Annotated in this window: 23 protein-coding genes; 12 read left to right on the top strand and 11 right to left on the bottom strand. The window is 62.1% G+C overall.

The window, feature by feature from the left end; all coding sequences use genetic code 11:
• Positions 1–8 precede the first annotated feature (8 nt).
• The 5 genes from NY78_RS13675 to NY78_RS13695 form a co-directional block, all read right to left on the bottom strand.
• A complete protein-coding gene (locus NY78_RS13675) occupies positions 9–797 on the bottom strand; it encodes an amino acid ABC transporter ATP-binding protein (RefSeq protein WP_043636996.1) in 789 nt (262 codons plus the stop codon).
• Between the two features lies 1 nt (position 798).
• Positions 799–1,512, bottom strand: a complete 714-nt coding sequence (locus NY78_RS13680) for an amino acid ABC transporter permease (RefSeq protein WP_043636999.1) — start codon at positions 1,510–1,512, stop codon at positions 799–801.
• Positions 1,513–1,587: 75 nt separating this feature from the next.
• A complete protein-coding gene (locus NY78_RS13685; protein ID WP_043637002.1) occupies positions 1,588–2,340 on the bottom strand; it encodes an ABC transporter substrate-binding protein in 753 nt (250 codons plus the stop codon).
• A gap of 197 nt (positions 2,341–2,537) precedes the next feature.
• A complete protein-coding gene (locus tag NY78_RS13690) occupies positions 2,538–3,455 on the bottom strand; it encodes a diguanylate cyclase (protein ID WP_043637004.1) in 918 nt (305 codons plus the stop codon).
• 68 nt (positions 3,456–3,523) lie between these two features.
• On the bottom strand, positions 3,524–4,414 hold the full coding sequence (locus tag NY78_RS13695; protein ID WP_043637007.1) for a DMT family transporter: 891 nt from the start codon (positions 4,412–4,414) through the stop codon (positions 3,524–3,526).
• Positions 4,415–4,537: 123 nt separating this feature from the next.
• Between NY78_RS13695 and NY78_RS13700 the strand changes: the two genes are divergently transcribed.
• From NY78_RS13700 to NY78_RS24725, 4 genes are all read left to right on the top strand, one after another.
• On the top strand, positions 4,538–5,641 hold the full coding sequence (locus NY78_RS13700) for an FAD-dependent oxidoreductase (RefSeq protein WP_043637010.1): 1,104 nt from the start codon (positions 4,538–4,540) through the stop codon (positions 5,639–5,641).
• Positions 5,642–5,875: 234 nt separating this feature from the next.
• Positions 5,876–6,397, top strand: a complete 522-nt coding sequence (locus NY78_RS13705; protein WP_043637013.1) for a 4Fe-4S dicluster domain-containing protein — start codon at positions 5,876–5,878, stop codon at positions 6,395–6,397.
• Between the two features lie 114 nt (positions 6,398–6,511).
• Positions 6,512–7,126: a tetratricopeptide repeat protein gene (locus NY78_RS13710; RefSeq protein ID WP_082140016.1), complete on the top strand. Its 615-nt coding sequence runs from the start codon at positions 6,512–6,514 to the stop codon at positions 7,124–7,126.
• 289 nt (positions 7,127–7,415) lie between these two features.
• Complete coding sequence (locus NY78_RS24725; RefSeq protein WP_156180940.1) at positions 7,416–8,486, top strand: hypothetical protein; 1,071 nt, start codon at positions 7,416–7,418, stop codon at positions 8,484–8,486.
• 180 nt (positions 8,487–8,666) lie between these two features.
• On the opposite strand, the gene NY78_RS13720 is transcribed toward NY78_RS24725, so the two are convergent.
• From NY78_RS13720 to NY78_RS13735, 4 genes are all read right to left on the bottom strand, one after another.
• Positions 8,667–9,407: an amino acid ABC transporter ATP-binding protein gene (locus tag NY78_RS13720; RefSeq protein ID WP_043637018.1), complete on the bottom strand. Its 741-nt coding sequence runs from the start codon at positions 9,405–9,407 to the stop codon at positions 8,667–8,669.
• Positions 9,394–10,203 carry an amino acid ABC transporter permease gene (locus NY78_RS13725; protein WP_043637021.1) on the bottom strand — a complete coding sequence of 270 codons (810 nt, stop codon included), beginning with the start codon at positions 10,201–10,203 and terminating at the stop codon, positions 9,394–9,396. Before NY78_RS13725 ends, NY78_RS13720 begins: the two co-directional genes overlap by 14 nt.
• A gap of 83 nt (positions 10,204–10,286) precedes the next feature.
• The gene (locus NY78_RS13730; RefSeq protein WP_043637024.1) at positions 10,287–11,027 is read right to left on the bottom strand and encodes a basic amino acid ABC transporter substrate-binding protein; all 741 of its coding nucleotides are present in this window, start codon (positions 11,025–11,027) and stop codon (positions 10,287–10,289) included.
• Positions 11,028–11,152: 125 nt separating this feature from the next.
• Positions 11,153–12,292, bottom strand: coding sequence for an aminotransferase class I/II-fold pyridoxal phosphate-dependent enzyme (locus NY78_RS13735; RefSeq protein ID WP_043637028.1), 1,140 nt, complete (start codon positions 12,290–12,292; stop codon positions 11,153–11,155).
• Positions 12,293–12,356: 64 nt separating this feature from the next.
• Between NY78_RS13735 and NY78_RS13740 the strand changes: the two genes are divergently transcribed.
• From NY78_RS13740 to NY78_RS13750, 3 genes are all read left to right on the top strand, one after another.
• Positions 12,357–12,599: a DUF2905 domain-containing protein gene (locus NY78_RS13740; RefSeq protein ID WP_043637031.1), complete on the top strand. Its 243-nt coding sequence runs from the start codon at positions 12,357–12,359 to the stop codon at positions 12,597–12,599.
• A gap of 84 nt (positions 12,600–12,683) precedes the next feature.
• Positions 12,684–13,796, top strand: a complete 1,113-nt coding sequence (locus NY78_RS13745; protein ID WP_043637033.1) for an AI-2E family transporter — start codon at positions 12,684–12,686, stop codon at positions 13,794–13,796.
• Positions 13,789–14,454 (top strand): tetratricopeptide repeat protein, encoded by a 666-nt coding sequence (locus NY78_RS13750; RefSeq protein ID WP_047960188.1) that lies wholly within the window; start codon positions 13,789–13,791, stop codon positions 14,452–14,454. Before NY78_RS13745 ends, NY78_RS13750 begins: the two co-directional genes overlap by 8 nt.
• A 212-nt stretch (positions 14,455–14,666) precedes the next feature.
• Here NY78_RS13750 and NY78_RS13755 read toward each other — a convergent pair whose 3' ends face one another.
• Together NY78_RS13755 and NY78_RS13760 are read right to left on the bottom strand one after the other, a co-directional pair.
• Positions 14,667–15,401, bottom strand: a complete 735-nt coding sequence (locus tag NY78_RS13755) for a Smr/MutS family protein (protein WP_043637035.1) — start codon at positions 15,399–15,401, stop codon at positions 14,667–14,669.
• Positions 15,402–15,587: 186 nt separating this feature from the next.
• A complete protein-coding gene (locus tag NY78_RS13760) occupies positions 15,588–16,553 on the bottom strand; it encodes a hypothetical protein (protein WP_043637038.1) in 966 nt (321 codons plus the stop codon).
• A 412-nt stretch (positions 16,554–16,965) separates the two neighbouring features.
• Here NY78_RS13760 and NY78_RS13765 point away from each other — a divergent pair, with 412 nt between their 5' ends.
• From NY78_RS13765 to thiE, 5 genes are all read left to right on the top strand, one after another.
• Positions 16,966–17,979: a DnaJ C-terminal domain-containing protein gene (locus NY78_RS13765; protein WP_043637041.1), complete on the top strand. Its 1,014-nt coding sequence runs from the start codon at positions 16,966–16,968 to the stop codon at positions 17,977–17,979.
• 18 nt (positions 17,980–17,997) lie between these two features.
• Entirely contained in the window at positions 17,998–18,315 is a 318-nt protein-coding gene (locus NY78_RS13770; protein ID WP_043637044.1) for a chaperone modulator CbpM, read from the top strand.
• 127 nt (positions 18,316–18,442) lie between these two features.
• Entirely contained in the window at positions 18,443–21,043 is a 2,601-nt protein-coding gene (clpB, locus tag NY78_RS13775; protein ID WP_043637047.1) for an ATP-dependent chaperone ClpB, read from the top strand.
• 155 nt (positions 21,044–21,198) lie between these two features.
• Complete coding sequence (gene thiM / locus NY78_RS13780) at positions 21,199–21,999, top strand: hydroxyethylthiazole kinase (protein WP_043637050.1); 801 nt, start codon at positions 21,199–21,201, stop codon at positions 21,997–21,999.
• Positions 21,996–22,637, top strand: coding sequence for a thiamine phosphate synthase (gene thiE / locus NY78_RS13785; protein ID WP_043637053.1), 642 nt, complete (start codon positions 21,996–21,998; stop codon positions 22,635–22,637). The genes thiM and thiE overlap by 4 nt, the downstream gene beginning before the upstream one ends.
• The last annotated feature ends 140 nt before the right edge of the window (positions 22,638–22,777 follow it).

The raw sequence follows: 22,777 nt of genomic DNA on the forward strand, positions 1-22,777 counted from the left end.
GTCGTTCCTTACGCCCGGAGAGGAGGGGCGATCTCGCAGTGGCCGTCGCCGGCCAGTTCGCTGAGCTTGGCGCAAAACGACTGGGTACGGCTGCCGGAGTCCCGGGCGAGCAGTGTCGTTGGCGTGCCGCGTTCCACGATGCGGCCTTTTTCCATGAACAGGAATTCGTCGGCCAGCGAGGCCGAAAAGCTGATCTGGTGGGTGGCCATGACCATGGTCATGCCCTCGTCGGCCAGATCGCGGATGACGCTTAAGACCTCGCCGATCAGTTCCGGGTCCAGGGCCGAAGTGGGTTCGTCCAAAAGCAGCACCTTGGGGTCCATGGCCAGGGCGCGGGCCACCGAGACGCGCTGTTTCTGGCCGCCGGAGAGCTGGGCCGGGTAGAGCGAGGGCTTGTCGGCCAGGCCCACCCGGGCGAGTTCTTCCATGGCCCGGTTGGTGGCGGTGCGCTTGTCCAGACCCTTGACCTTGATCAGGGCCACGCGCACGTTGTCCAGGGCGCTTAGGTGATCGAACAGGTTGAAATCCTGAAAGATCATACCGACCTGCTGGCGCAGGGCCAGCAGCTCTTTCTTGCTCTTGCCGTTGACCGGCACACCGTCCAGGGACACCGTGCCGGAGTCCGGGGGCGACAGGAAATTGATGCAGGACAGCAGCGTGGATTTGCCGGCCCCTGACGGGCCTATCAGGACCTTGAGCCGGCCTTTTTTGACCGAAAGCGAGACATCGTCGAGGATGCGTTGGCCGCCGATGGTCTTGACGATGTTCTCCAGGCGTAAAATGACCCGATCATCCATGCTACAGGCTTCCCTGGTGCGCGTATCCGGGGATGCGCACCTTGGCTTCGAGGCGTTTGAGGGCCTTGATGCCGGCCCAGGTGAGAAAGAAAAAGAGCGCCCCGGCCAACAGGGAAAGCGGCAGCGGCTGGTGGGTGGTGGCGGCCACGGACCGGGTGCGGGCCATGACTTCCAGGACACCGATGGTAAAGGCCAGGGCCGAGTCCTTGAGCAAAATGGAATACTCGTTGGACCAGGCCGGGATGGCCAGCCGCAGGGCCTGCGGCAAAATGATGGTGCGGATGGCCACGGCGTCGCTCATGCCCAGGGCCTTGGCCGCCCGTAACTGTCCGGCCGGCAGGCTGTTCATGGCCCCGCGAAAAATTTGCGATTGGTAGGCGGCGCTGGTCAGGCCAAGGACAATGATGGCCGAGAGAAAGCCCGAGGAAAGCGGCAGAAAGGACAGGGCCGGGAGTTCACTCAGATAGGCCATGATGCCGAAATAAAAGAGATAGAGCTGGACCAGGATGGGCACGCCGCGAAAGAGCCAGACATAGCCGGCAACGAGTTTGCGCGAAAGCGGCCGGCCGTAGGCATGGGCCACGGCCAGGGGCACGCCGAGGAGAAACCCGACGAGCATGGCCCCGATGATAAGCCCGGCTGTCCACCACAGGCCGCCGAGGATATACGGCAGGGCGTCCCAGCTGGCCTGGGCGGCTTTGAGAAGTCCTTCCATGAAAAACGTCCGGGGGGAGTCGTCCGGGTCCGGACCGCGCGGGGCGGACCGGACCCGGCAACGTCGGGCAGTGGTTTACAGGCCGTACTTGGCCTTGAGCTCTCCCCAGTAGGGATCGGCCATGAGGAGTTTGAGGCCCTTGTTGACCTTGTCCTGGAACTCCTTGTCTTCCTTGCGCATGGCATAGCCGTACTTCTCGGGGGCGGCGTCGAAGGTGCCGGCGACCTTGAAGCCCGGGGCCTTCATGATTTCCTTGGCAATGGTGCTGTCCATACCGGAACCGGCGATGCGGCCGATTTTCACGTCTTCCATGGACAGGTCGGTGGAGTCGTAGGGCACCAGCTCGAACTTGTAGCCGGGCTGGGTGACCAGACCCTCAAGCAGCTTGGCGGTCACGGTGCCGCGCTGGATGCCGATCTTTTTGCCGGACTTGAGCAGATCGGCCAGGGGGGCGGCTTCCTTGTCGCCGACCACGAGCACCTGGGTGACTTCGTAGTAGGGAATGGAGAAATCGACCTTCTCGGCGCGTTCGGCCGTGGCGCTCATGCCCGAGGCGATGATGTCGATCTTTTTGGCGAGCAGGGCCGGGATGATGCCGTCCCAGTCCATGGGCTGATGTTTGACGGTAAAGCCCATTTTCTTGGCGATCCAGTCCAGGGACTCGACGTCAAATCCGGTGGGTTTGCCGGCTTTGTCCACAAAGCCAAAGGGCGGGAAACCGAAGTCGATGCCGTTGACGTAGACTTTTTCCTCAGCCTGGGCCAAGCCGCCGAAGCACAGGACAAAGGCGGCCAGAGCAGCCAGAAGAAGGCCAAAACGTTTGCGCATGGGTCGCTCCCGGGGTTGAAGGTGGCAGTTTGGGACCAAAGCCGTATCCGACGACGCCGGAAGGTCCGGCGCGCACTGGCGCGTCAACGATTCGCAACCGAAAAGGACTAACAGACAAGCCCCCGGCGATCAAGGCCGATGGCGGCCGGGGACGTGCGAGGAAAGAAGATGGAAGATGCCTCCGGCGGCCGGCGGGATCAGGGGAGATGGATGCCGAGCACCCGGTTGCGGCCGGCCAGCTTGGCCTCGTAGAGCTTGCGATCGGCCAGGCACAGGAGCGATTCCGGGGTGGCGGCCGTCGTGGGGATGGTGCAGGCCGCGCCAAGGGTGATGGTCAGCACCTTGGCAACGCTGGAGCCGGCGTGCGCAAGGCCCAGCGCCTCCACAGCGGCCCGCATGGCCTCGGCCAGATGCAGCGCGCCGCCGATGTCGGTTTCCTCAAGCACCATGACGAATTCCTCGCCGCCAAACCGTGCCGCCAGATCGCCCGGACGCTTGAGCGCCCCGGACAGGGTGCGGGCCACGGCCTTTAAACACTCGTCGCCAGCCAGATGGCCATAGGTGTCGTTGTAGGCCTTGAAACAGTCGATGTCGGCCATGATCAGGGCCAATGGCGTGGCGCTACGCACGGACTGTCGCCAGGCCCGGCCAAGGCAGTCGTCGAGGCGGCGGCGGTTGGCGATGCCGGTCAGGCCGTCGCGCATGGACAGGGTTTCGAGCAGATCCCCCCGCCGCTTGAGTTCCACATGGGTGCGCACCCTGGCCTGGACAATGGGGACGCTGACGGGCTTGACGATGTAGTCCACGGCCCCCAGGGCCAGTCCCATGGTCTCGTCGGCCACGTCGCCCTTGGCTGTGAGAAAAATGACCGGGATATTGCGGGTGGCGGCCCTGGCCTTGAGGCGGCGGCAGACCTCGTAGCCGTCCATGTCCGGCATGACGATATCAAGCAGAATCAGGTCGGGCGGATTTTCATCCACCAGACGCAGGGCTTCGTTGCCGCTGCTGGCGATGCGCACGTCGTATTCCGCGCGCAGCGTCTCGGTGAGGATGGCCAGATTGGACGGGGCATCGTCAACGATAAGGACCGTTGCCGGAATTGTCTGCATTTCCATGACCGGGGACTCCACAGAGGGGGAGGATGGGCCTGCATTAGCCTCTCGCCGGCTTGAAGGCAAGACTGTTAACCTCGCTGCGCCAGTGGTCTGCGGTTGGTCAGCCACACGCCAAAAAGCACCAGGAGGCCGCCCAAGGCCAGGGCATGAGACAAGGGTTCGTCCAGTATAAGCCAGCCCAGAAACACGGCCACTACCGGGACGAGGTTGATAAATACCCCGGCCTTGGTCGGTCCGATGGCCTTGACGCCTTCATAATACCAGGAAAATCCAAAACCCGTGGCCAGGATGCCGAAAAAGGCGATCAGTCCCCAGGCAATAGGGCCGGCGGCGGCGACGTCGCGCGAGAGCCCCATCACCAGGGCTGGCGGCAACAGCAGCAAAGCGCCCAGGATGCACGACCAAGTGACGGCGCTGTAGGGCGCAATGCGCTCCATGGCCTTCTTGCCGGCCAGGGTATAGGCGGCCCAGGCGGCCACGCAGCCAAAGATGCACAGATCGCCCGGGGAAAGTCCTGTGGCCAGAAGGGCCAGCGGGTCGCCGCCGGAGACGATCAGCCCTACCCCGGCAAACGAGACGACGATGCCGGCGATCTTGAGCGGCGGGAAGGCTTCCCGAAAGAGCAGGCCGGAAAAAAGCGCCACCACCGACGGAATGCACGCCACAATCAAGGCTGCCCGGCCGGCCGGAACCGTGCGCAGGCCGGCGAAGAAAAGGGCGTTGTAGGCAAAGATGCCGGTGGCGGCCAGGGTCAGCAGCCAGGGCAGGTCCTGCTTGGAAAGCCTGGGAAACCGGCCCTCGATGCGGGCGGTGAGAAAATACAGGAAGACCGAGGCCAGGGCAAAACGCAAAAAGGCCGCAGAAAACGGTCCCATATACGTGCCAAGCATCCGCCCGGCCACCCAGGTGCCGCCCCAGAGCACGGCCGAGCCAACCAGCTTGCAATAGATCCGTGTCATGGCTGTGTCCTTTTCCTCCCCTGGCGGGGCGGGATTGTTCGCATATTCACGTGTGAAAGTCACCCGTTGCCGCGTTGAACCGGCCCGATCTTTGGCGTAGGCTGGCCCAAACCCGGAGCAGCCATGGAACCCATGAATTTCAATTTTCTGTGCGGCGATCCCCCGCCCCCAAGCGGTATTTCGGTCGGCATCATCGGGGCCGGGCCGTCTGGCCTGGCTGCGGCCGGCTACCTGTCGTGCCTGGGCCATGCCGTGGAAGTCTATGACAAAATGCCGCGCCCTGGCGGCCTTATGCTCTTTGGCATCCCCGGCCATCGCATCCCGCGCGAGCGCATCGAGGCCGGCACCCTGCGTATGGCCCGGCGCTACGGCGTCATTTTTCACACCCACACCAAGATCTGTTGCAGCGCGCCGCTTTTTGAGGAAGAGGGCGATCATTTCTGCAACGAGGTCAAGGGCCTGGGCGAGATGATCACCAAGCACGAGGCCATCATGATCGCCACCGGCTCCTGGCGTTCGCGTCGGCTCGGCATCCCGGGCGAGGATCTGCCCGGGGTGTTGTCGGGCCTGCAATTTCTCTTTCCCATCCGGGCCGCCCACTACTGCGCCCCCGGGGTCAAGGCCCCGGATGTGGCCGGCAAGCGGGTGATCGTCCTCGGGGCCGGACACTCGGCCGTGGACGTGGCCCACGGCGCCGTGGCTCTGGGCGCGGCCTCGGTCGCGATGCTCTATCGCCGCAGCCGCTCCGAAGCCCCTTGCGGGGCCATCGAGATTGACCGGCTGGAGGCGGCCGGCGTCGCCTGGCACGAAGGCTGCCTGCCCGAGGCCGTGTTGGGCGAGACGGCTCTCGTCGGCCTGTCCTACCGTCAGGGCGGCGAGCTGAAAACACTGCCGGCCGATCTGCTGGTGGCGGCCATCGGCGAAGTGGCCACGCCGCCCTTTGCCAAGGAACTGGGGCTCGAATCCGTGCGCAAGGGCGATGTGCGCTGGCTCAATATGACCGCTATCGACAACGTGTTCGTGGCCGGCGATGCGCTCACCGGCCCAAGCAAGATCGGCAAGGCCATTTATTCCGGGCTGCGTGCCGCCCGGTCCCTGGCCCAGTGGCTCGACCTCAAGGCCCAGAATCGTCAGACCGAATTTGCCGGCGACGAACTGATCAGCCGCGAAGCCGACCGCTTCCCCGGCGGCGAGTTCCGCGACGCGCCGCGCGTACGCGGGCGATAGGTGAATAAAAGAGAAGAAAAGACAGGAAGATGCCTCCGGCGGCCGGGGAGATGATCCCCCCGGACCCCTGCAACGGGAGAAGTTTGGAAAGGGGTCCTGGCCCTGGCTGACAATACGGTCACAGGAGCAGCCGCTTGCTGCGGCGGCCAGAGGGAAGACGCCCCGTTGCAGTGTTGCCTGGGGCAGGGTGGGAAGAGTGTGTGCTGCGCCGGCAGGCGCAGGGGAGTGTACGGGATGGACGACGGGAAGACACTGTATATTGATTATTCCAAATGCATCGGCTGCGAGACCTGCGAGTATGTCTGCCGGTTCGTGGGCGACATGCCGCGCATCCATATGATCCGGGCCGCTTCCGGGTTCATGGCGCCACTCTATTGCCGCCACTGCGCCGAACCCAACTGCGCCAAGGTGTGCAAGCGCGGGGCCATCGTGCGCGACGTGGACGGGGCCATGGTGCTCGATCCCATGCTCTGCCGGGGCTGCGAGTCGCGCCAGTGCATGCTGGCCTGTCCCTACATGGCCATTTTCGAGACCGACAAGGGCGTCACCGTGGTCAAGTGCGACCTGTGCGCCTCGCGTCGTCAGCGCGGCAAGAAGCCGGCCTGTGCCGAAATGTGCCCCTGCGGGGCCATCCACTACGTCACCCGGGACGAGGCGGAAGCGTTGGGCGATGCTGCGGCCGGGGAAGCGGAAAAGCGGGTGCTCGACTTCCTGCGGCCGCCCAAGGCCAAGCCGGAACCGGACGGGAAGGCGTAAAAAGGCTTGACCGGATGCGCCGCTCCACGGCACCAAGGTCGGTCAGCCAAGACATAAACGAAACCACCGCCATCCGGTGCGCCTGATCCGCGCCAGAGCGGCGAGGAGGACGCCTTGAACACACCAGACGACGCCATTTCCCCGGAAGCGGCCAAGGCCGAGGCCCTGCATCAAAGCGCCCTGGAAGCCCTGGAGCGCAAGGAGCTTGTGGCCGCCAAAGACGGCTTCACCCAGGCCCTGGCCGCCTTCGACGCCCTTGGCGACGACATCGGCGTGGCCATGACCAGCCACAACCTGGGCCTGACCAGCCAGGAGGCCGGCGATCTGGAAGAGGCCCGGCAGTGGCTGGAAAAATCCCTGGCCATCAGCGAACGCGAAGACCTCGAAGGCGGCATGACCGTCACCTGCCACCAGCTCGGCGTGGTGGCCCAGCTGGGCGAGGACTACGAGGCCGCCCGGGACTGGTATGTGCGGGCCTTGGCCTTGGAGGAGAAAAGCGGCAACGTCGTTGGCGAGGCCAAGACCAGCCACCAGCTCGGCATCGTCTGCCATCTGCTTGGCGACTTGCCGGCGGCCAAGGCCTGGTACAATCGGGCCATCGCCGGCTTCGAGGGCGTTGGCGACGCCCAGACCGCGGCCACGACCAAGAAGCTTCTGGATTATCTCAGCGACTACGAGCGCCAGGGCAGCCACGAAGGCCACGAAGGGCCGTGCAGCCGGCACCAGTAGGCAAGAAGGCGAGAAGGGGAGAAGGCAGAAGATGCCTCCGGGGTCCGGGGGGATGATCCCGGACCCCGGCAGCGGGGGCAACTTCATGTCCCTACCAGTTCTTCAAAGTATTTCGGCACCTATTCTTCGTTTTTTGTTGGTAGCTAAATGAAATTGTTGAATATTTATCCTGTAACGTCGGTATTGTTATATCGTGTCTCGGAATTTTATTAAATACTTTCGTCCCCAATTTATCAGAATTCGATATGGACGACTTGACAGGTTTGCGACTATGTGCTTTTATTTATAAATGCAATATGATATTTTGGCCATTTACTCTACAATAATGACTCCCGCGTTGTTGCTTGTTGGAATGATGATGGCATATATATTTTTGATCCGCTATCAACGAGAGAGCATTAAGCGTCGAGATCAAGAGTTCGAACTTCAGCGAGAAATGGCGCGAATTCAACGGGAAAAAACGCAGGACTCAAAAATTAATATCGTCAATACTCCATTCCGCAATGAAAACTCCAGCGAAGAAGATTCTCAGGCAAATGGGAGTATTGCTTATTTTGAAGTGAGAGACGAGTTGAAAAGTCTCTTTGTTGATTTGTTTAGTGGCTTTCCTGATTATGCACGGATCAAGGGCTATAATATAGATTTTTCAGTCGATACAAGTAGGTTTGGAAAAGTCGGTATACGATTTACCATTCTTGATGTTGGAGTAACTGTAAGCACCGATAAAGTTCGAGCGGATGTTGATGAGTATATCCAGAGGGTGAGTGCAAGCGACGATCTGTCTGATATGCCAATTACAGTTGATCCCATCGAACATGGTCGACTTCAAGCAGTTCTGCAAACACGTTTTGCCTATCTTCGTGCGCAAGTTGAGATAAAAACGGCCCAAGAACAGTTTTATCAACAACTGATTGTTGAGTTGAAAGATTTCGGTGTTCGTGGAATAGCCTACCCATCGTTGTCTATTAACAATTACCATAAGGGGATAGAAAACATGGGTGACAGCTATAATGCCTCGCATTCTCAAGGGATTGCTCAAGGACGTGGTGCAAAAGTTGCGATATCTGAAAGTGCGATTAATATTGGGTCAACGCATAGTGAGCGAAGTTATAGAATTAACTCTTTGAAAGAACTTGAACAAACAATACACGATTCAGAAATTGCGCCGGAGGTAAAACAGGATTCAATCCGTCATCTCCAGAATGTGCGTGAGGAGCTAGAGGAGAGTACTGAACCGAATCCTGACGTGATAACCAAATGGTTAGGTAAGGCAAATTTAGCTTTAACCACTGCTGGTGCCGCCGCAAGTTTAATGGATAAAGTGAAAGAGGTTATGGGTCAGTTTGGGATTGGGATATAGATTTTTGGCCGGATTCCTGTTTTACGAAATACAGCGTTCTTTTCAGTATGATGCCTGACCGTTGCGCCGCACGCCGCGACCGGCGCTGGTTCTCCCACGCGGCGCAGCCTCGCCTTTAAACAATAAAAAAGCCGCCCGTTTCACCTTGGGCGGCTTTTTTACGTGCGGCACTGGTCAGGTTTACAGAATCTGTTCCAGGAACTTTTGCGTGCGCGGATGGCGGGGGCTGGTGAAAAACTCCGCCGGCGTGGCGATTTCGAGAATCTGGCCTTCGTCCATGAAGACGATGCGGTCGGCCACTTCCCGGGCAAAGCCCATTTCGTGGGTGACGCAGACCATGGTCATGCCTTCCCGGGCGAGCTTGACCATGACGTCGAGCACCTCGCCGATCATTTCCGGATCCAGGGCCGAGGTCGGCTCGTCAAAGAGCATGATCTTGGGGCTCATGGCCAAGGCCCGGGCAATGGCCACGCGCTGCTGCTGGCCGCCCGAGAGCTTGGCCGGGAAGACGTCGGCCTTCTCCAGGATGCCCACCTTGTCGAGCAGCCGGCGGGCCATGGCGTCGGCTTCGCCCTGCTCCATGCCCTTGAGCTTGATCGGGGCCAGGGTCACGTTTTGCAGCACGGTCTTGTGCGGGAAGAGGTTGAAGCTCTGGAAGACCATGCCCACTTCCATGCGCACCTTGTTGATGTCCACGGTCTTGTCGTCAAGATCGAAGCCGTCCACCACGATCCGGCCGGCACTGATGTCTTCAAGCCGGTTTATGGTGCGCAACAGCGTCGATTTGCCCGAGCCGCTCGGGCCGATGATGACGACTTTCTCGCCCTGCTCCACGTCCAGGCTGACGTGGGTCAGGGCGGCCACTGCATCGAAATACTTGCTGACGTCCGTTATGCGGATGATCGGGCTATCGTTTGACATGGTGCGACAGACGCTCCTCCATGATGCTCACAAGCTTGGAGAGAACCAGGGTGATGATCAGGTAGACCACGGCCACCATGGTAAAGGTCTCGAAATACATAAACGACTCCGAGGCGAATTCCCGGCCCCGACGCAACAGGTCGGCCACGCCGAGAATGGAAACCAGGGAGGTGTCTTTGAGCAGGGCAATGAACTCGTTGCCGACCGGCGGCAGAATCGTGCGCCAGGCCTGGGGCAGGATGACGTGGTACATGGTCTGGGCGCGGTTGAACCCAAGCGATCGGGCCGCCTCGGTCTGGCCGGTCGGGATGGCCATGATGCCGGCCCGGAACACTTCACCCATGTAGGCCCCGTAGCACACGCTCATGGACAGGACGGCGGCCAGCAGGTCGGGCACCTGCACAATGCGGCCAAGGGCGTAGTAGATGTAGAAGAGTTGGACTAAAAGCGGCACGCCGCGCACGATCTCGACATAGGTCGAGGCCACGAGATTGATGTATTTGTTGCGCGAAATGCGGCCAAGACCGGTGACGAGTCCGAACACCAGGGCCAAAGCGATGGAACTGACGGTGACCTGGAAGGTGATCAGAATCCCGTCGGGGATGAACTTGAAGATGCGAAGATACGGATCGGGATGAAAGACGAGCAGATAGCCAAGCACCAGCAGCGCGCCGATAAACGACAGCCACCAGGCCGATACCAGCCCCTTGTCGGAAGGTTTGGGAATGGCGGCCCCGTCGCCGACGTCGATGACGACCTGGGGTTCTTCCACAGGACACTTGCCTTGGTGTTTCATGAGCCTTGTCCACTCGAGGACGTTCGCCGGCCCGGCCCGGTGGGCGTTTCGGGCCGGCGAACGGTGTCGGCATAGCCGGTTTGCTACTCAGCCGTGCCGAGCCACTTCTTGAGAATTTCCTTCTCAATGCCTTTCTGCTTCACGGCTTCGAGGCCCTTGTTGATCAGGGCCAGGGTTTCCGTGTTGCCCTTTTTGACGGCCACGCCGTACATCTCGTCGTCGGCCGGGATGATGCAGGCGATTTTAAGGGCGTCCTTGTAGTTGTCTTTCTTGAGCGCATAGAGCTTGGCGACCGGGTCGTCGCAGACAACGCCGTCGATGCGGCCGTTGTAGAGGTCTTCAAAGGCCAGACCGACTTCGTCATAGGACTTGTCCTTGACGCCTTCGGACTTCTTGACGGCAAAGTGGCCGGTGGTGCTGATCTGGGCGCCAAGGGTCTTGCCCTTCATGTCTTCAATGCACTTGGCCTCGGACTTCTTGGGGATGACCAGGGCCTGCTTGACCTTCATGTAGGGCGTGGAAAAGTCCATGGAATTCTTGCGGTCGTCGGTGATGGTGACCGAAGAGCAGATGGCGTCGTACTTGCCGGCGGCCAGACCGGCGAAGATGCCGTCCCAGGCCACAGCCTTGAATTCGGGGGTAAAGCCCGCTTCCTTGCCGGCGGCTTCCATAAGATCCACGGCCAGACCGGTGATCTTATGGTTGGCGTCCACGAATTCCATGGGCGGCCAGGTGGCGTCGGTGGCAAAGACAATGGTTTTGGCCAGGGACGGCGAGGCGGTCATGGCGACAAGCACGAGGGCCAGGACAAGTTTTTTGACCATGGAAGACTCCTGGGGTTGGAGGTGACAAGAACAAGGGAGCGTACCCTTAACGCCGTGAATGTGTCACGCCCTTGTGTCTGAATCTTCTGCAAAATTCAAGACGGGCCGGGCATAAAACCCTGCGGTCAGATCAGTCGGCCGGCCGCGGTCGGGTTCCAATTTTGGCAAAATGCCGCCATTCGTTCGAGGTTTGCGGCAAAATCGGCCCGGCCAAAGCCGATACGGAAATATTCCGGCCATTCGTCGCCGTACAGGCTGCCCGGCAGCAGCAGCACCCCGGCGGCGGCCAGCAGCTCTTGGCAAAAGCCATCGGCCGTGCCCTGGCGCAGCCCGGGAAAGGCGGTGAGGCCCCCGCGCGGGGGCACGAAATGGAAGAGTTCCGAGTGGTCCAGGAAAAATTGTCCGAGCAACCGTCGGTTGGCTGCCAGGAGCGTCTCCATGCGGCCAAGCAGCGCCTCCCGGGCGGTCAGGGCGCAGGCGGCCAGATATTCCGACGGGGCCGAGCCGCAGATGGACAGGTAGTCCTTGACCGCGCCCATACGCGCCAACAGTTCCCGGTCCCGGCAGCACACCCAGCCCACCCGCAGGCCGGCCAGGCCAAAGGATTTGGACATGACTCCCAGGGAGACCGCTCGGGGATCGAGGTCGCAGGCCGCCGGCAGGGTGGGGACGCCGTCAGCCTCGGAAAAACGGTAGACCTCGTCGGAAAAGACCCGTACGCCGCGTTCGGCGGCCAGGGCGAGGATGGCCGCGAAGGCCTCCGGGGTCGGCAGGTAGCCCGTGGGATTGTGCGGGAAATTGACGGCCAGCACTTTGGTGGCGTCGCCCAGCAGATGGCCCAGTTCGGCCATGTCCGGGGCAAAGCCCCAGGCCGGGTCGCAGCGCCAGGGCGAGATACGGCAACCCAGGGAACTGGCGATGTCGGACAGGGACTGGTAGCATGGCGTGGTCACGGCCAGGGTGTCGCCCGCTGTGAGCGCCGCCGTCATGAAGGTAAAAATGGCCTCTTCGGCTCCCACATGGACCAGCACGTCGTCGGGTTCGATGCTCGTATAGAGCGAGGCAATGGCCTGTCGCAGGACCGGCGACCCCTTGGAATCGGTGTAGCCCAGATGCACCGCGCCAAGCCCTTCGGCCGCGCCGGGCACCAGATCGAGCAACTCGGCCACACTGACGGATTCACCATCGGAGACGCACAGCAGATGGGGGGCGGTGAATTCGTGGCGGGCGAAAAACCGCTCAAGACGAAACGGGGGCAGGTTCACGGCGTTTCAGTCCTTTTTGAGGTACAAGAGCGTCCCGGGAAAAATGGGACAAGGGGACATACGCATGTTCGGGACAACCGGCAAGATGCTTCTGATCGTCGGGTCGCTGGTCGCAGCCCTGGGGCTTGTGTTCATGCTGGCCGATCGGCCGGGCGTGGTGCGCAGTCTGCTCGAACGCCTGCCCTTGGGACGGCTGCCCGGCGACGTGCGCCTCAAGGGCGAAGGTTTTTCCGTTTATTTCCCGTGGGTCAGCTGTCTGCTGGTCAGCGTCCTGGTCAGTTTCATCCTGTGGTTGCTGCGCAAATAGCCCGAGGGCGACACACCATTGTCGTCTGGCCGGGGGCTCCCGGCGATTGTCGCCGGGAGGGAAACGTGCTACCCGAGCAGATCTATGCCATTCGACATCGCCCAGCTTTTTCGCACCAACAAGACCCTGGCCATATGGGCAGCCTTTTTCGGTCTGGTGTGGCTGACCAGTTATTACGGCCTCTTTGGGCTGGTCTTTATCACCTATATCCTGTGCTTTCTGTTTAACGGCCCCATCGAGCGGCTGGCCGCCAAGACCCGGTTGCCCCGGGTGCTTTGGGCCGTCGTTGTTTACGTCGTTTTTCTGGCCGTGGTCCTGACCATCATTTCCTCGGTGGTGCCGAAGCTTGGGGCCGAATCCACGTCGTTTTTCAAAAAATTGCCCGACACCCTGGAGACCCTGCGCACGCATCTCGACAACTGGGCCTGGCTTGCGCCGGACATGGCCGCGCCCATTGCCAAGGTCAAGGATTACCTGACGTTGGAAGCCCTGGTCGGGGTCAAGGCCGAGACGCTTTTTTCGCTGGCCGTCAATTCCCTGAACCAGATCTCCATCTATGTTTCGACGTTTCTGCTGGGGACCCTGTTCAGTTTTCTCATCATGCTCGATTTCCCCAATTTGAAGGCCAAGACCATTGCCCTTCGCCAGTCGCGCCTGCGCGACATCTACGACGTCACGGCCAGAAGCGTGGTGCGCTTTGCCATCGTGGTCGGCATGGGTTTTCGGGCCCAGATGCTGATTGCCGGCCTCAATACCATGCTGACCGCCCTTGGCATGTATATCCTTGGCATCCAGCCGGTGGGGCTGTTGTCCACCGTGGTCTTTTTCTGCGGTCTTATTCCGGTGCTGGGCACCTTTATTTCCTCGGCCCCCATCGTCCTGGTGGCGGTCAACACCACCGGACCCAGCCACGCCCTGTGGGCCATCGTCATGATCATCATTGTCCACACCATTGAAACCTATGTCTTAAATCCCCGTATCGTAGCGGCCATGTTCAAGATCAGCCCGCTTATTACGCTCATGATCCTCTATGTCGGGCACAAACTTTTCGGCTTGTGGGGCATGGTCCTTGGCGTGCCGGTCTCGGTTTTTCTCCTGCGCTATGTTATCCTTGGCGTGGATCTGGAAAGTCCGGCCTGTCGACCGGAGCCGCAGTGTCGGCCGGCCAAGGAGGAAGCGGGGGACGGCAATGACTGAGCGGCGCGCGCATGTGATCCGGGTTGTGGCGGCCGCGTTTGCGGTGGTGGTTTGTCTGGCCCAGGCCGGACCGGCCCGGGCCGGTTTGGAGGAAGGTCGAGCGGCCTGGAAGGACGGGGAGTATTCCCGGGCTTTCGAGGAGTTCCTGCCCCTGGCCACGGCCGGGGACGTGACCCTGCAAAACCAGATCGCGGCCATGTACTACACCGGCCAGGGCGTGCCCCAGGATTATGCCAAGGCGGCGGAGTGGTTTAGAAAGGCGGCCGCAGCCGGCAGCCCCGAGGCCCAGTACTGTTTGGGCAAGCTGTACTATTATGGCCAGGGCGTGCCGCAGAATTTCGAAGAAGCGGTCAAGCAGCTCACCGATGCGGCCCTTGGCGGCAAGGGCGGGGCGCAGTATCTGCTGGCCACCCTGCAACTTTATGGCAAGGGCATCGAAGCCAACCCGGTCAAGGCCTATTTCTGGACTTTGCTGGCCGTGGCCGCCGCCGACCTCCCCGATGATGAAAAGGCTTCGGCGACGGCGCTTCGCGACCAGATCCAGGCCACTTTGTCCAAACGCCAGATCGAGTCCATGCAGGCCATGGCCCGCACCTGGGCGCCCCGCAAGGGCGTCCCGGCCCAGGCTTCGCCCGCGCCCCCCCGCCGGGGGGGCTGACCCGCCTCTCAACGGGATGATTTCCGGCCGCGTTTACGCCGCAAAGACGGCGTCGTGGCGTTTGGGGAGAACGCATCCCCTGTCCCAATCCCCCGTCTGGCACAGTGCAGGCGGGAACACGTCCCTCGAAGACACTTCTCCCGGTGCAGGGGTCCGGGGGGATCATCCCCCCGGCCGCCGGAGGCATTCCTTCTTTTCCCCCCACGCCCTGCCTAGCCGAAGTCCGGCCAGTCCTTTTCGAAGCGTACTTTCCCCTTGGTCTTTTTGAATTTGCGCAGCAGCACGTAGAGCGCGCCGGTGCCGCCGTGGCGGGGCAGGGCGGTGCTGAAGGCCAGGACCGCCCGTTTGAGGGGGTCGTGGGTGAGCCAGGATTTGAGTTCTTCCTTGAGCACCGGCAGGCCGCCGGGCGAATTGGAACCCCGGCCGGGAATGACCAGCAGGCAGCGTTTGCCGGCCATATAGTGCTCGCGCACGAAGTGGAGCAGGGTGAGTTTGGCCTGATCGACAGTAAACCCGTGCAGATCGAGGTGGGCTTCGGGGGAGAACTGGCCGGCCCGCAACTGCCGGTAGATCTTGGGGTCGAGGTCGGTGACAAAGCCCTGGACGTACTCCTCGCTGTATTCCAGGGTGAATTCCACCCGCCCGGCCACCAGATCGCGCAGGGCATCCAGGGCTTTTTGCTCTTCATCGGCCGGGGAGGGCGGCGGCGGCAGCGGAGTCACCGGCCGGATGTCGCGCCCGCCGCTTTTTTCCCGATCCAGTTTGGCCACACCGTTCATGGCCCGCAAAAAATCCGATTCGTCAACCTCCTGCGGCTCCGTCGGCTTGGATGCGGCAGACAGGGCCTTGGCCACGGCCGGCGGCAGGTCCTTTTTTCGGGCCACTTTGACGCCCTTGAGGACGCCGGAGAAGGGACGAAACGCGGTTGGATCTTCTTTTTTCGACATGGCCGGGGAGGCTATAGGCAACTACCGTCCTTGGCAAGCCGGGACCTTCCGGGCGGCAACAGCGGTGTTGCCGCCCGGAAGGCCGTCGCGCCCTGTCGGGCTCTGCCGGGCCAGTGAACGCTGTGGCGACACGGCTGGCCTGCCCCTTTCGTTTGCCGGCAACACAGCAGCCATAAACAAGGCAGCCTAGGTCCCGGTCTTGAAGAATTGCTTGCCCCAGTTGCTTTTGGAAACCTGGAAGATCGTGTGGCTGGCAGTGAGTAACACCCAGAATGAGCCGGTGACGGTGGGCATGTCCGGGAAGACAGGACGCTGTCCAGCGGCGTTGACCAGGGCGGCGGCGTCAATGGAATCGGCATACTGAAAGAGCATACTGGCGTAGCAACAACCCAGGATGAGTGTCATAAAAATGCATTGCATCCGGGAGAGCTGGAGCTGGCCGGTCGTGTCCGAGCCGTCGGTTGTAAACAGTTCGGCCACACGATCAATCAGGCCGGTGGACTCTGACGCCGGACATTGCGTGATGTTCGTGGTGCCGGACAGATAGGTGGCTGCAATAGGGCTGCCGGCCACGATGCCAAGCAGAAGCAGCAGATCGCCGTCGATGCCGGGAAACAGCTGATAGGGCGTCTTGGCCGCAATGGCGTCAGTTGTGCCATAGGCGATATTGAAAGAGGACAAGGCGGCATAGCCGCCGAGGATGAGGGCAGTCCACAAAATGGCCTGGGTTCTGGAAAGGCTCGTGCATTTGGTGTTGGGGTCGAGCAGCACCCAGAACGGGTCGCCGCTTACGGCCATGCCGCTGCCGGCGATGAGGACAAGGAAGGCAAGGATGGACAAGGTAAGCGGAAGACGCAGGCTGAACGTGTAGGATTGGGTGGTCAGTTTCTCGGCGGCTTTGGTTTCGCTGTCGAGGCTGCCCCCTTTCCTTTGTCGCGCCGTTTTGATGCTTTGGATGATGGCGCTCCCGATCACCGCCTTGTAGTGCGGTTCACAGGCAAGCGCTTCGTTGGTCACTTTGGCGGTTCGGTAATACTCAAGGGCCATGCTGCCGGCCGTATTGGCCAGGGAGAAGCCGTACCAGAAGAGTCCGAGCGAAACAAAGACCAGGAGCGTTCCGAGGGTTTTCCTGCGAATGGAAACATCGTTCATGGCAACCTCCAAAATAAGTGATTGCAGGCTGTTTTTGCTCACGACCCCTGACAGTGACAGACTCGCCGCCATATCGTATGCCTTATCTTTGATAGGTATCAAGCTGTATAACGGTGCATTTTTAATTGTTTTACGAATAAATAGTGCACTACATGCTATCCTTGTTGCCCAGGCCACTGTCTGGCGTCGCGGGGAAGATCCGGCAACACCTGAAGCGGCCTGTCCCGGCCGCGTCCGTTCCTGGCAGGCCCGGTCGGACGGGAGGCTATGGCCTTTGCTGGGACCCTGGTGTAATACTGCCAGGGCAGCGGTCTGGCTGGAGAATCGACCGGGATGGTTGACGCAGTCCGATGTCGGCTTATTATGTAAACTTGCCGGGAAACCAGCTGGGAAAACGGGAGAGAAAGCCCCTATGAGCGTTGAATACAAAGACTATTATAAAATCCTGGGGGTGACCAAATCTGCCAGCCAGGAGGAAATATCCAAGGCGTTTAAGAAGTTGGCCCGCAAGCACCATCCGGATCTTAACCAGAACGATCCGGATGCGGAAAAGAAGTTCAAGGAGTGCAGCGAGGCCTACGAGGTCCTAAAAGACCCGGAGAAGCGCAAGCTTTTTGATTCGCTGGGAGCCAACTGGCAGCATGGCCAGAATTTCCAGCGGCCCTCGGGTTTTGAAAACGCCCATTTTAACTTCGGCGGCCAGGGCGGCCAGCAGTTTGACGCCGGAGCGTTTTCCGACTTTTTCGAGACGATTTTCGGCGGCGTGGGCGGGGCGGCCGGCGGCCGTGGACGCCCGGGCGGCGATTTCGGCGGCTTTGGCGGCGCTGGCGGCTTTGGCGGGGCCGGGGGTTATTCCCGCGGGCCTTCGCGCGGCTCCGACGCCAACGCCACCCTGGAGCTCACCCTGGAGGAAGCCTACCGGGGCGGGGCCAAGGAAGTGGCCTTTCAGGAACAGACCATTGGTCCTGACGGTGCGCCGCGCCTGGGCGCCAAGCGCCTGAATGTGTCCATCCCGGCCGGGGTGCGCGACGGAGCGAAAATCCGTCTCTCCGGCCAGGGCAATGCCGGCCGGGCCGGGGGCAAGGCCGGGGATCTCTATCTCAAGGTCAGGATCATGCCCCATGCCCTGTTCAAGCTGGAAGAGGGCAACGTCATCCTGGATCTGCCCCTGGCCCCCTGGGAGGCCGCGCTTGGGGCCAAGGTCCGGGTGCCGACCCTGGACGGGGCCGTGGAGATGTCCATCCCGGCCGGCTCGTCGTCCGGCCGCAAGCTCCGTCTGGCCGGCAAGGGTCTGGGCGGACAGGGCAAGCGCGGCGATCAGTTGGTGCGGCTCATGGTGCAGGTCCCGGGCAGTCTTACGGATGAGGAGCGGGAACTCTGGGAAAAGCTGGCCGCAGCCTCGGATTTCAACCCCCGGCCGTATTAAGGGCCAAAAGAGGTCGCCATGGAGATCAAGCACGTCGTTATTGCCGGCAGCCTCCCCGCCCGGTCCGAGCGTCTGAGCCTGGCCCAGGTCCAGGAGCTGACGGGCATCGACGCTACTGTTGTTGGGGAGCTGATCGAGTTGGGTTGGATCACGCCGGAACGCACCACGTCCGAGGCTTTTTTGTTTCGCAGCCGGGACGTCTACAGATTGCGCAAGCTCGACCGCATCAAGCGCGACTTCGAGTTGCCGCTTCTGGGGGCGAGCATTGTCGTCGATCTTTTGGAGCGCATTGAGTACCTTGAAGGCAAGGTCAATGAGCTGCATCGACTCTTGTAGCTGAGACATGCCAAGAAGCTGATATATGTTTTTGAAGTTTTCGTCCGTTGACAGAAAAAAGATTTTGGGTTGTTGCAATTTCCGCCAGCGTTCTTATCTCTGATGCAGCCACGGAGGAGGACATTGTATGGATCTCAATAAGTTCACCCAGAAATCCCAGCAGGCCATCGGCGAAGCCCAGAATGTTGCTGTGCGCATGAGCCAGCAGCAGGTGGACGCCGAGCATCTGCTCTACGCCCTGTTGACCCAGGACCAGGGGCTGGTGCCCCGCATCCTGGAGAAAGCCGGGTACAATACCCAGGCCTATCTGGCCGAGCTGGAGCGCGGCCTTGGCCGTCTGCCCAAGGTCAGCGGCCCGGGCGCGGCCCCGGGGCAGATCTATGTCGCCCCGCGCCTCAATGAAATTCTGGTCAAGGCGCAAGATCTGGCCAAGCACCTCAAAGACGAATACGTCAGCGTCGAACACCTGTTCCTGGCCTTTTGCGACGAACCGCCCTCGACCCTGGCCGGACAGGTGAACAAGGCCCTCGGCATCGACAAAAACCGCGTCCTGGCCGCCCTGACCGAAATCCGGGGCGGCCAGCGGGTCACCTCGGCCGATCCCGAAGGCACCTACGAGGCCCTGTCCAAGTACGGCCGCGATCTGGTCGAGGACGCCAAAAAGGGCCGGCTCGATCCGGTCATCGGCCGCGACGAGGAGATCCGGCGGGTCATCCGCATCCTTTCCCGGCGCACGAAAAATAATCCCGTGGTCATCGGCGAGGCCGGCGTCGGCAAGACCGCCATCGTCGAAGGCCTGGCCATGCGCATCGTCAACAAGGACGTGCCCGAGGCCCTCAAAGACAAGACCATCTTCGCCCTGGACATGGGCGCGCTCATTGCCGGGGCCAAGTACCGGGGTGAATTCGAAGAACGCCTCAAGGCCGTGCTCAAGGACGTGGAAACATCGCAAGGACGCATCCTGCTTTTTATCGACGAAATCCACACCATCGTCGGCGCAGGCAAGGGCGAAGGTTCCATGGACGCCGGCAACCTGCTCAAACCCATGCTGGCCCGTGGCGAGCTGCACTGCATCGGGGCCACGACGCTTGACGAGTACCGCAAGAATATTGAGAAGGACCCGGCCCTGGAACGCCGGTTCCAGCCCGTGTTCGTGGACGAACCCACGGTGGAGGACACCATCTCCATCCTGCGCGGACTGCGGGAACGCTTCGAAGTGCACCATGGCGTGCGCATCAGCGATTCCGCGTTGGTCGAAGCGGCGGTGCTGTCCCAGCGCTACCTTTCCGACCGCCAGCTGCCGGACAAGGCCATCGATCTCATGGACGAGGCCGCGGCCATGATCCGCACCGAGATCGATTCCCTGCCGGCCGAGCTGGACCTCATCAACCGCAAGGTCATGCAGCTTGAGATCGAGCGGGAAGCCCTGCGTCGGGAAACCGACAAGGCCTCCCGGGAACGGCTGGAAAAGCTCGAAGAGGAGCTGGCCAATCTCAAGGAGGACCAGGGCGGGTTTGTTGCCCAGTGGGAACGGGAAAAGTCCGTGGTGGACGGCCTGCGCCGGCTCAAGGAAGACATTGAAAAGACCCGGCAGGCCATTGAAGTGGCCGAGCGGGAGTATGACCTCAACCGGGCGGCCGAGCTGCGCTATGGCCAGCTTGCCGCCCTGGAACGCGATCTGGCCGGCCAGGAAGAGGCCATCACCAAGTCTTCCGGCGGCACGCGCATGATCCGCGAGGAGGTGACCCCGGACGATATCGCCATGGTCATCTCCCGCTGGACCGGCATCCCGGTGACGCGCCTTCTGGAAAGTGAGCGCGAAAAGCTGTTGCGCCTGGGCGATGTGCTTCACGACCGGGTGGTCGGCCAGGACGAAGCCGTAACAGCCGTGGCCGACGCCGTGCTGCGCGCCCGGGCCGGGCTCAAGGACCCGGGGCGGCCCATCGGGTCGTTCATTTTCCTTGGCCCAACGGGCGTGGGCAAAACCGAGCTGTGCAAGACGCTGGCGGCCGCGCTTTTTGACACCGAGGACAACATGGTGCGCCTGGACATGTCGGAATACATGGAACGGCACACCGTGGCCCGGCTGATCGGCGCGCCTCCGGGCTACATCGGCTACGACGAAGGCGGCCAGCTGACCGAGGCCGTGCGGCGAAAGCCCTACAGCGTGGTGCTCTTCGACGAAATCGAGAAGGCCCACAGCGACGTGTTCAACACGCTGCTCCAAATCCTCGACGACGGTCGGCTGACCGACAGCCACGGCCGGACCGTGGATTTCAAGAACACGATCATCATCATGACCTCGAATATCGGGGCGCAGTACATGCTCGAGGGCATTCTGCCATCGGGCGAGTTCAAGGAGGGCGTGTCCGAAGCGGTCATGAACACCTTGCGCGGGCACTTCCGGCCGGAGTTCCTGAACCGGGTGGACGAGACCGTGCTCTTTAAGCCGCTGTTGCGGGAGCAGATCGCGGCCATCGTGGAACTCATGCTCGGCGGGCTGCGGGCCAGATTGGCCGACCGCAAGATCGGGCTGGTCTTAAGCGACGCGGCCAAGTCCTTTATTGCCGAGACGGCCTACGATCCGGTCTACGGGGCCAGGCCGCTTCGGCGCTATCTCCAGGCCCATGTGGAGACGCCCTTGGCCAAGGCCCTTATTGGCGGGCAGGTGGCCGACGGAGAGACCGTCACCGTGGACGCCAAGGACGATGCCCTGGTGTTCATCTGATCCTTGATTCCGTGCTGCTGTCTAACGGGCCGCTTCCGCAAGGGAGCGGCCCGTTTGCTTTGGCCGGGCGCTGCCGGCCGGTTGCCAAGGAAGGGGCTGGAGGCTAGTTTCCGATCTTTCGTTTCTTAGCAACCCCAACCCACCGGATTGTCGCCATGGATTTTGCCGCAGCCGTTTTTGCCGATGTCAACCGCATCCGCGAGCAGGCCCCGCTCGTCGTCAACATCACCAACAATGTGGTCACCAATGTGACGGCCAATGCCCTGCTGGCCCTTGGCGCGTCGCCGGCCATGACCCATCACCCCGTCGATGCGGCCGAACTCGCTTCCCTGGCCCGGGCCGTGGTCTGCAATATGGGCACGCCCGGCGAGGAGAACGGGGCGGCCATGGCCGCCGCAGTCCGGGCCGCCGGGTCGGCCGGCGTGCCGGTGGTCTTTGATCCGGTGGCTGCCGGGGTCACCTCCCGGCGTCGGGAAGTGGCCCAAAGCGTCCTTGCCGCCGGACCATTGGCCGCCATCCGGGGCAACGCCTCGGAGATCCTGTCCCTGTCCGGGAGCAATGCCACTTCCAAGGGCGCAGACAGCCGGCATTCCAGCCGCGAGGCCGTGGCGGCCGCCCGGTCCCTGGCCAAGGACCTTGGCTGCGTCGTGTGCGTGAGCGGCGAGATTGATGTGATAACCGACGGCTGCGCGGTGGTGGAATTGGCCGGCGGCCACGTGATGATGACCCGGGTCACGGGCCTTGGCTGCACGGCCACGGCCTTTGTCGGCGCTTTCCTGGCGGTCAACCCCGATCGCCTTGCGGCCACGGTCCATGCCATGGCCGTCATGGCCGCTGTCGGGACCCTGGCCGTTGCCGGGGCCGCCGGACCGGGCAGTCTGGCCGTGCGGTTTCTGGATGTGGTGTACAATCTGACCGAGGCCGAAATTGCGGCCGCAGTGCGGCTGGCGGCATGAGCCGGGTTACGTGCGACCTGGGCCTGTATCTGGTCACGGACCGGGGGGCGCTCCTTGGCCGCGACCTGTTTGACGTGGTGGCCCGGGCCGTGGCCGGCGGGGCGCGTCTGGTGCAACTGCGGGAAAAAAACGCCGCCACCCGCGAATTCGTGGAGATGGCCCGGGGATTGGCTGCCCTCATCCGCCCGCTCGGGGCGCGCCTTATCATCAATGACCGGGTGGACGTGGCCCTGGCAGCCGGGGCGGACGGCGTGCATGTGGGCCAGGACGACATGCACCCGGCCGATGTGCGCGCCCTGGTCGGGCCGGACCGGATCGTCGGACTGTCCGTTACCGGCGAAGACGAGACCCGGGCCGCCAGGGGGATGCCGGTCGATTACCTCGGGGCCGGGCCGGTCTTTGCCACGGCGACCAAAAAGGATGCCGGCGCGCCCCAGGGCTTGGTCGGCTTGGCCCGGATGCTGGCCCTGGCCGAGGTCCCGGTGGTGGCTATCGGCGCGGTGACGCCGGCCAATGCCCGAATGATCATGGCCACCGGCGTGGCCGGGCTGGCCGTGGTGTCGGCCGTGTGCTCGGCAGCCGATCCCCAGGCTGCGGCCCGGGAATTGCGCGCCATCGTGGACGCGGCTGTAGGGTGAAGGGCGAAGGTGTAGGGTGAGGGAGGAGGGGGAGTGCCTCCGGCGGCGGGGGGATGATCCCCCCGGACCCCTGCAAAGGGGAAAACGTTTCAATGGGTGGCTTGCTCTTTCAGTCGGCCGGAAATCAGAGCTGCGACCCA

Origin of the sequence: Desulfovibrio sp. TomC, assembly GCF_000801335.2 — a bacterium.
Taxonomy (GTDB): domain Bacteria; phylum Desulfobacterota; class Desulfovibrionia; order Desulfovibrionales; family Desulfovibrionaceae; genus Solidesulfovibrio.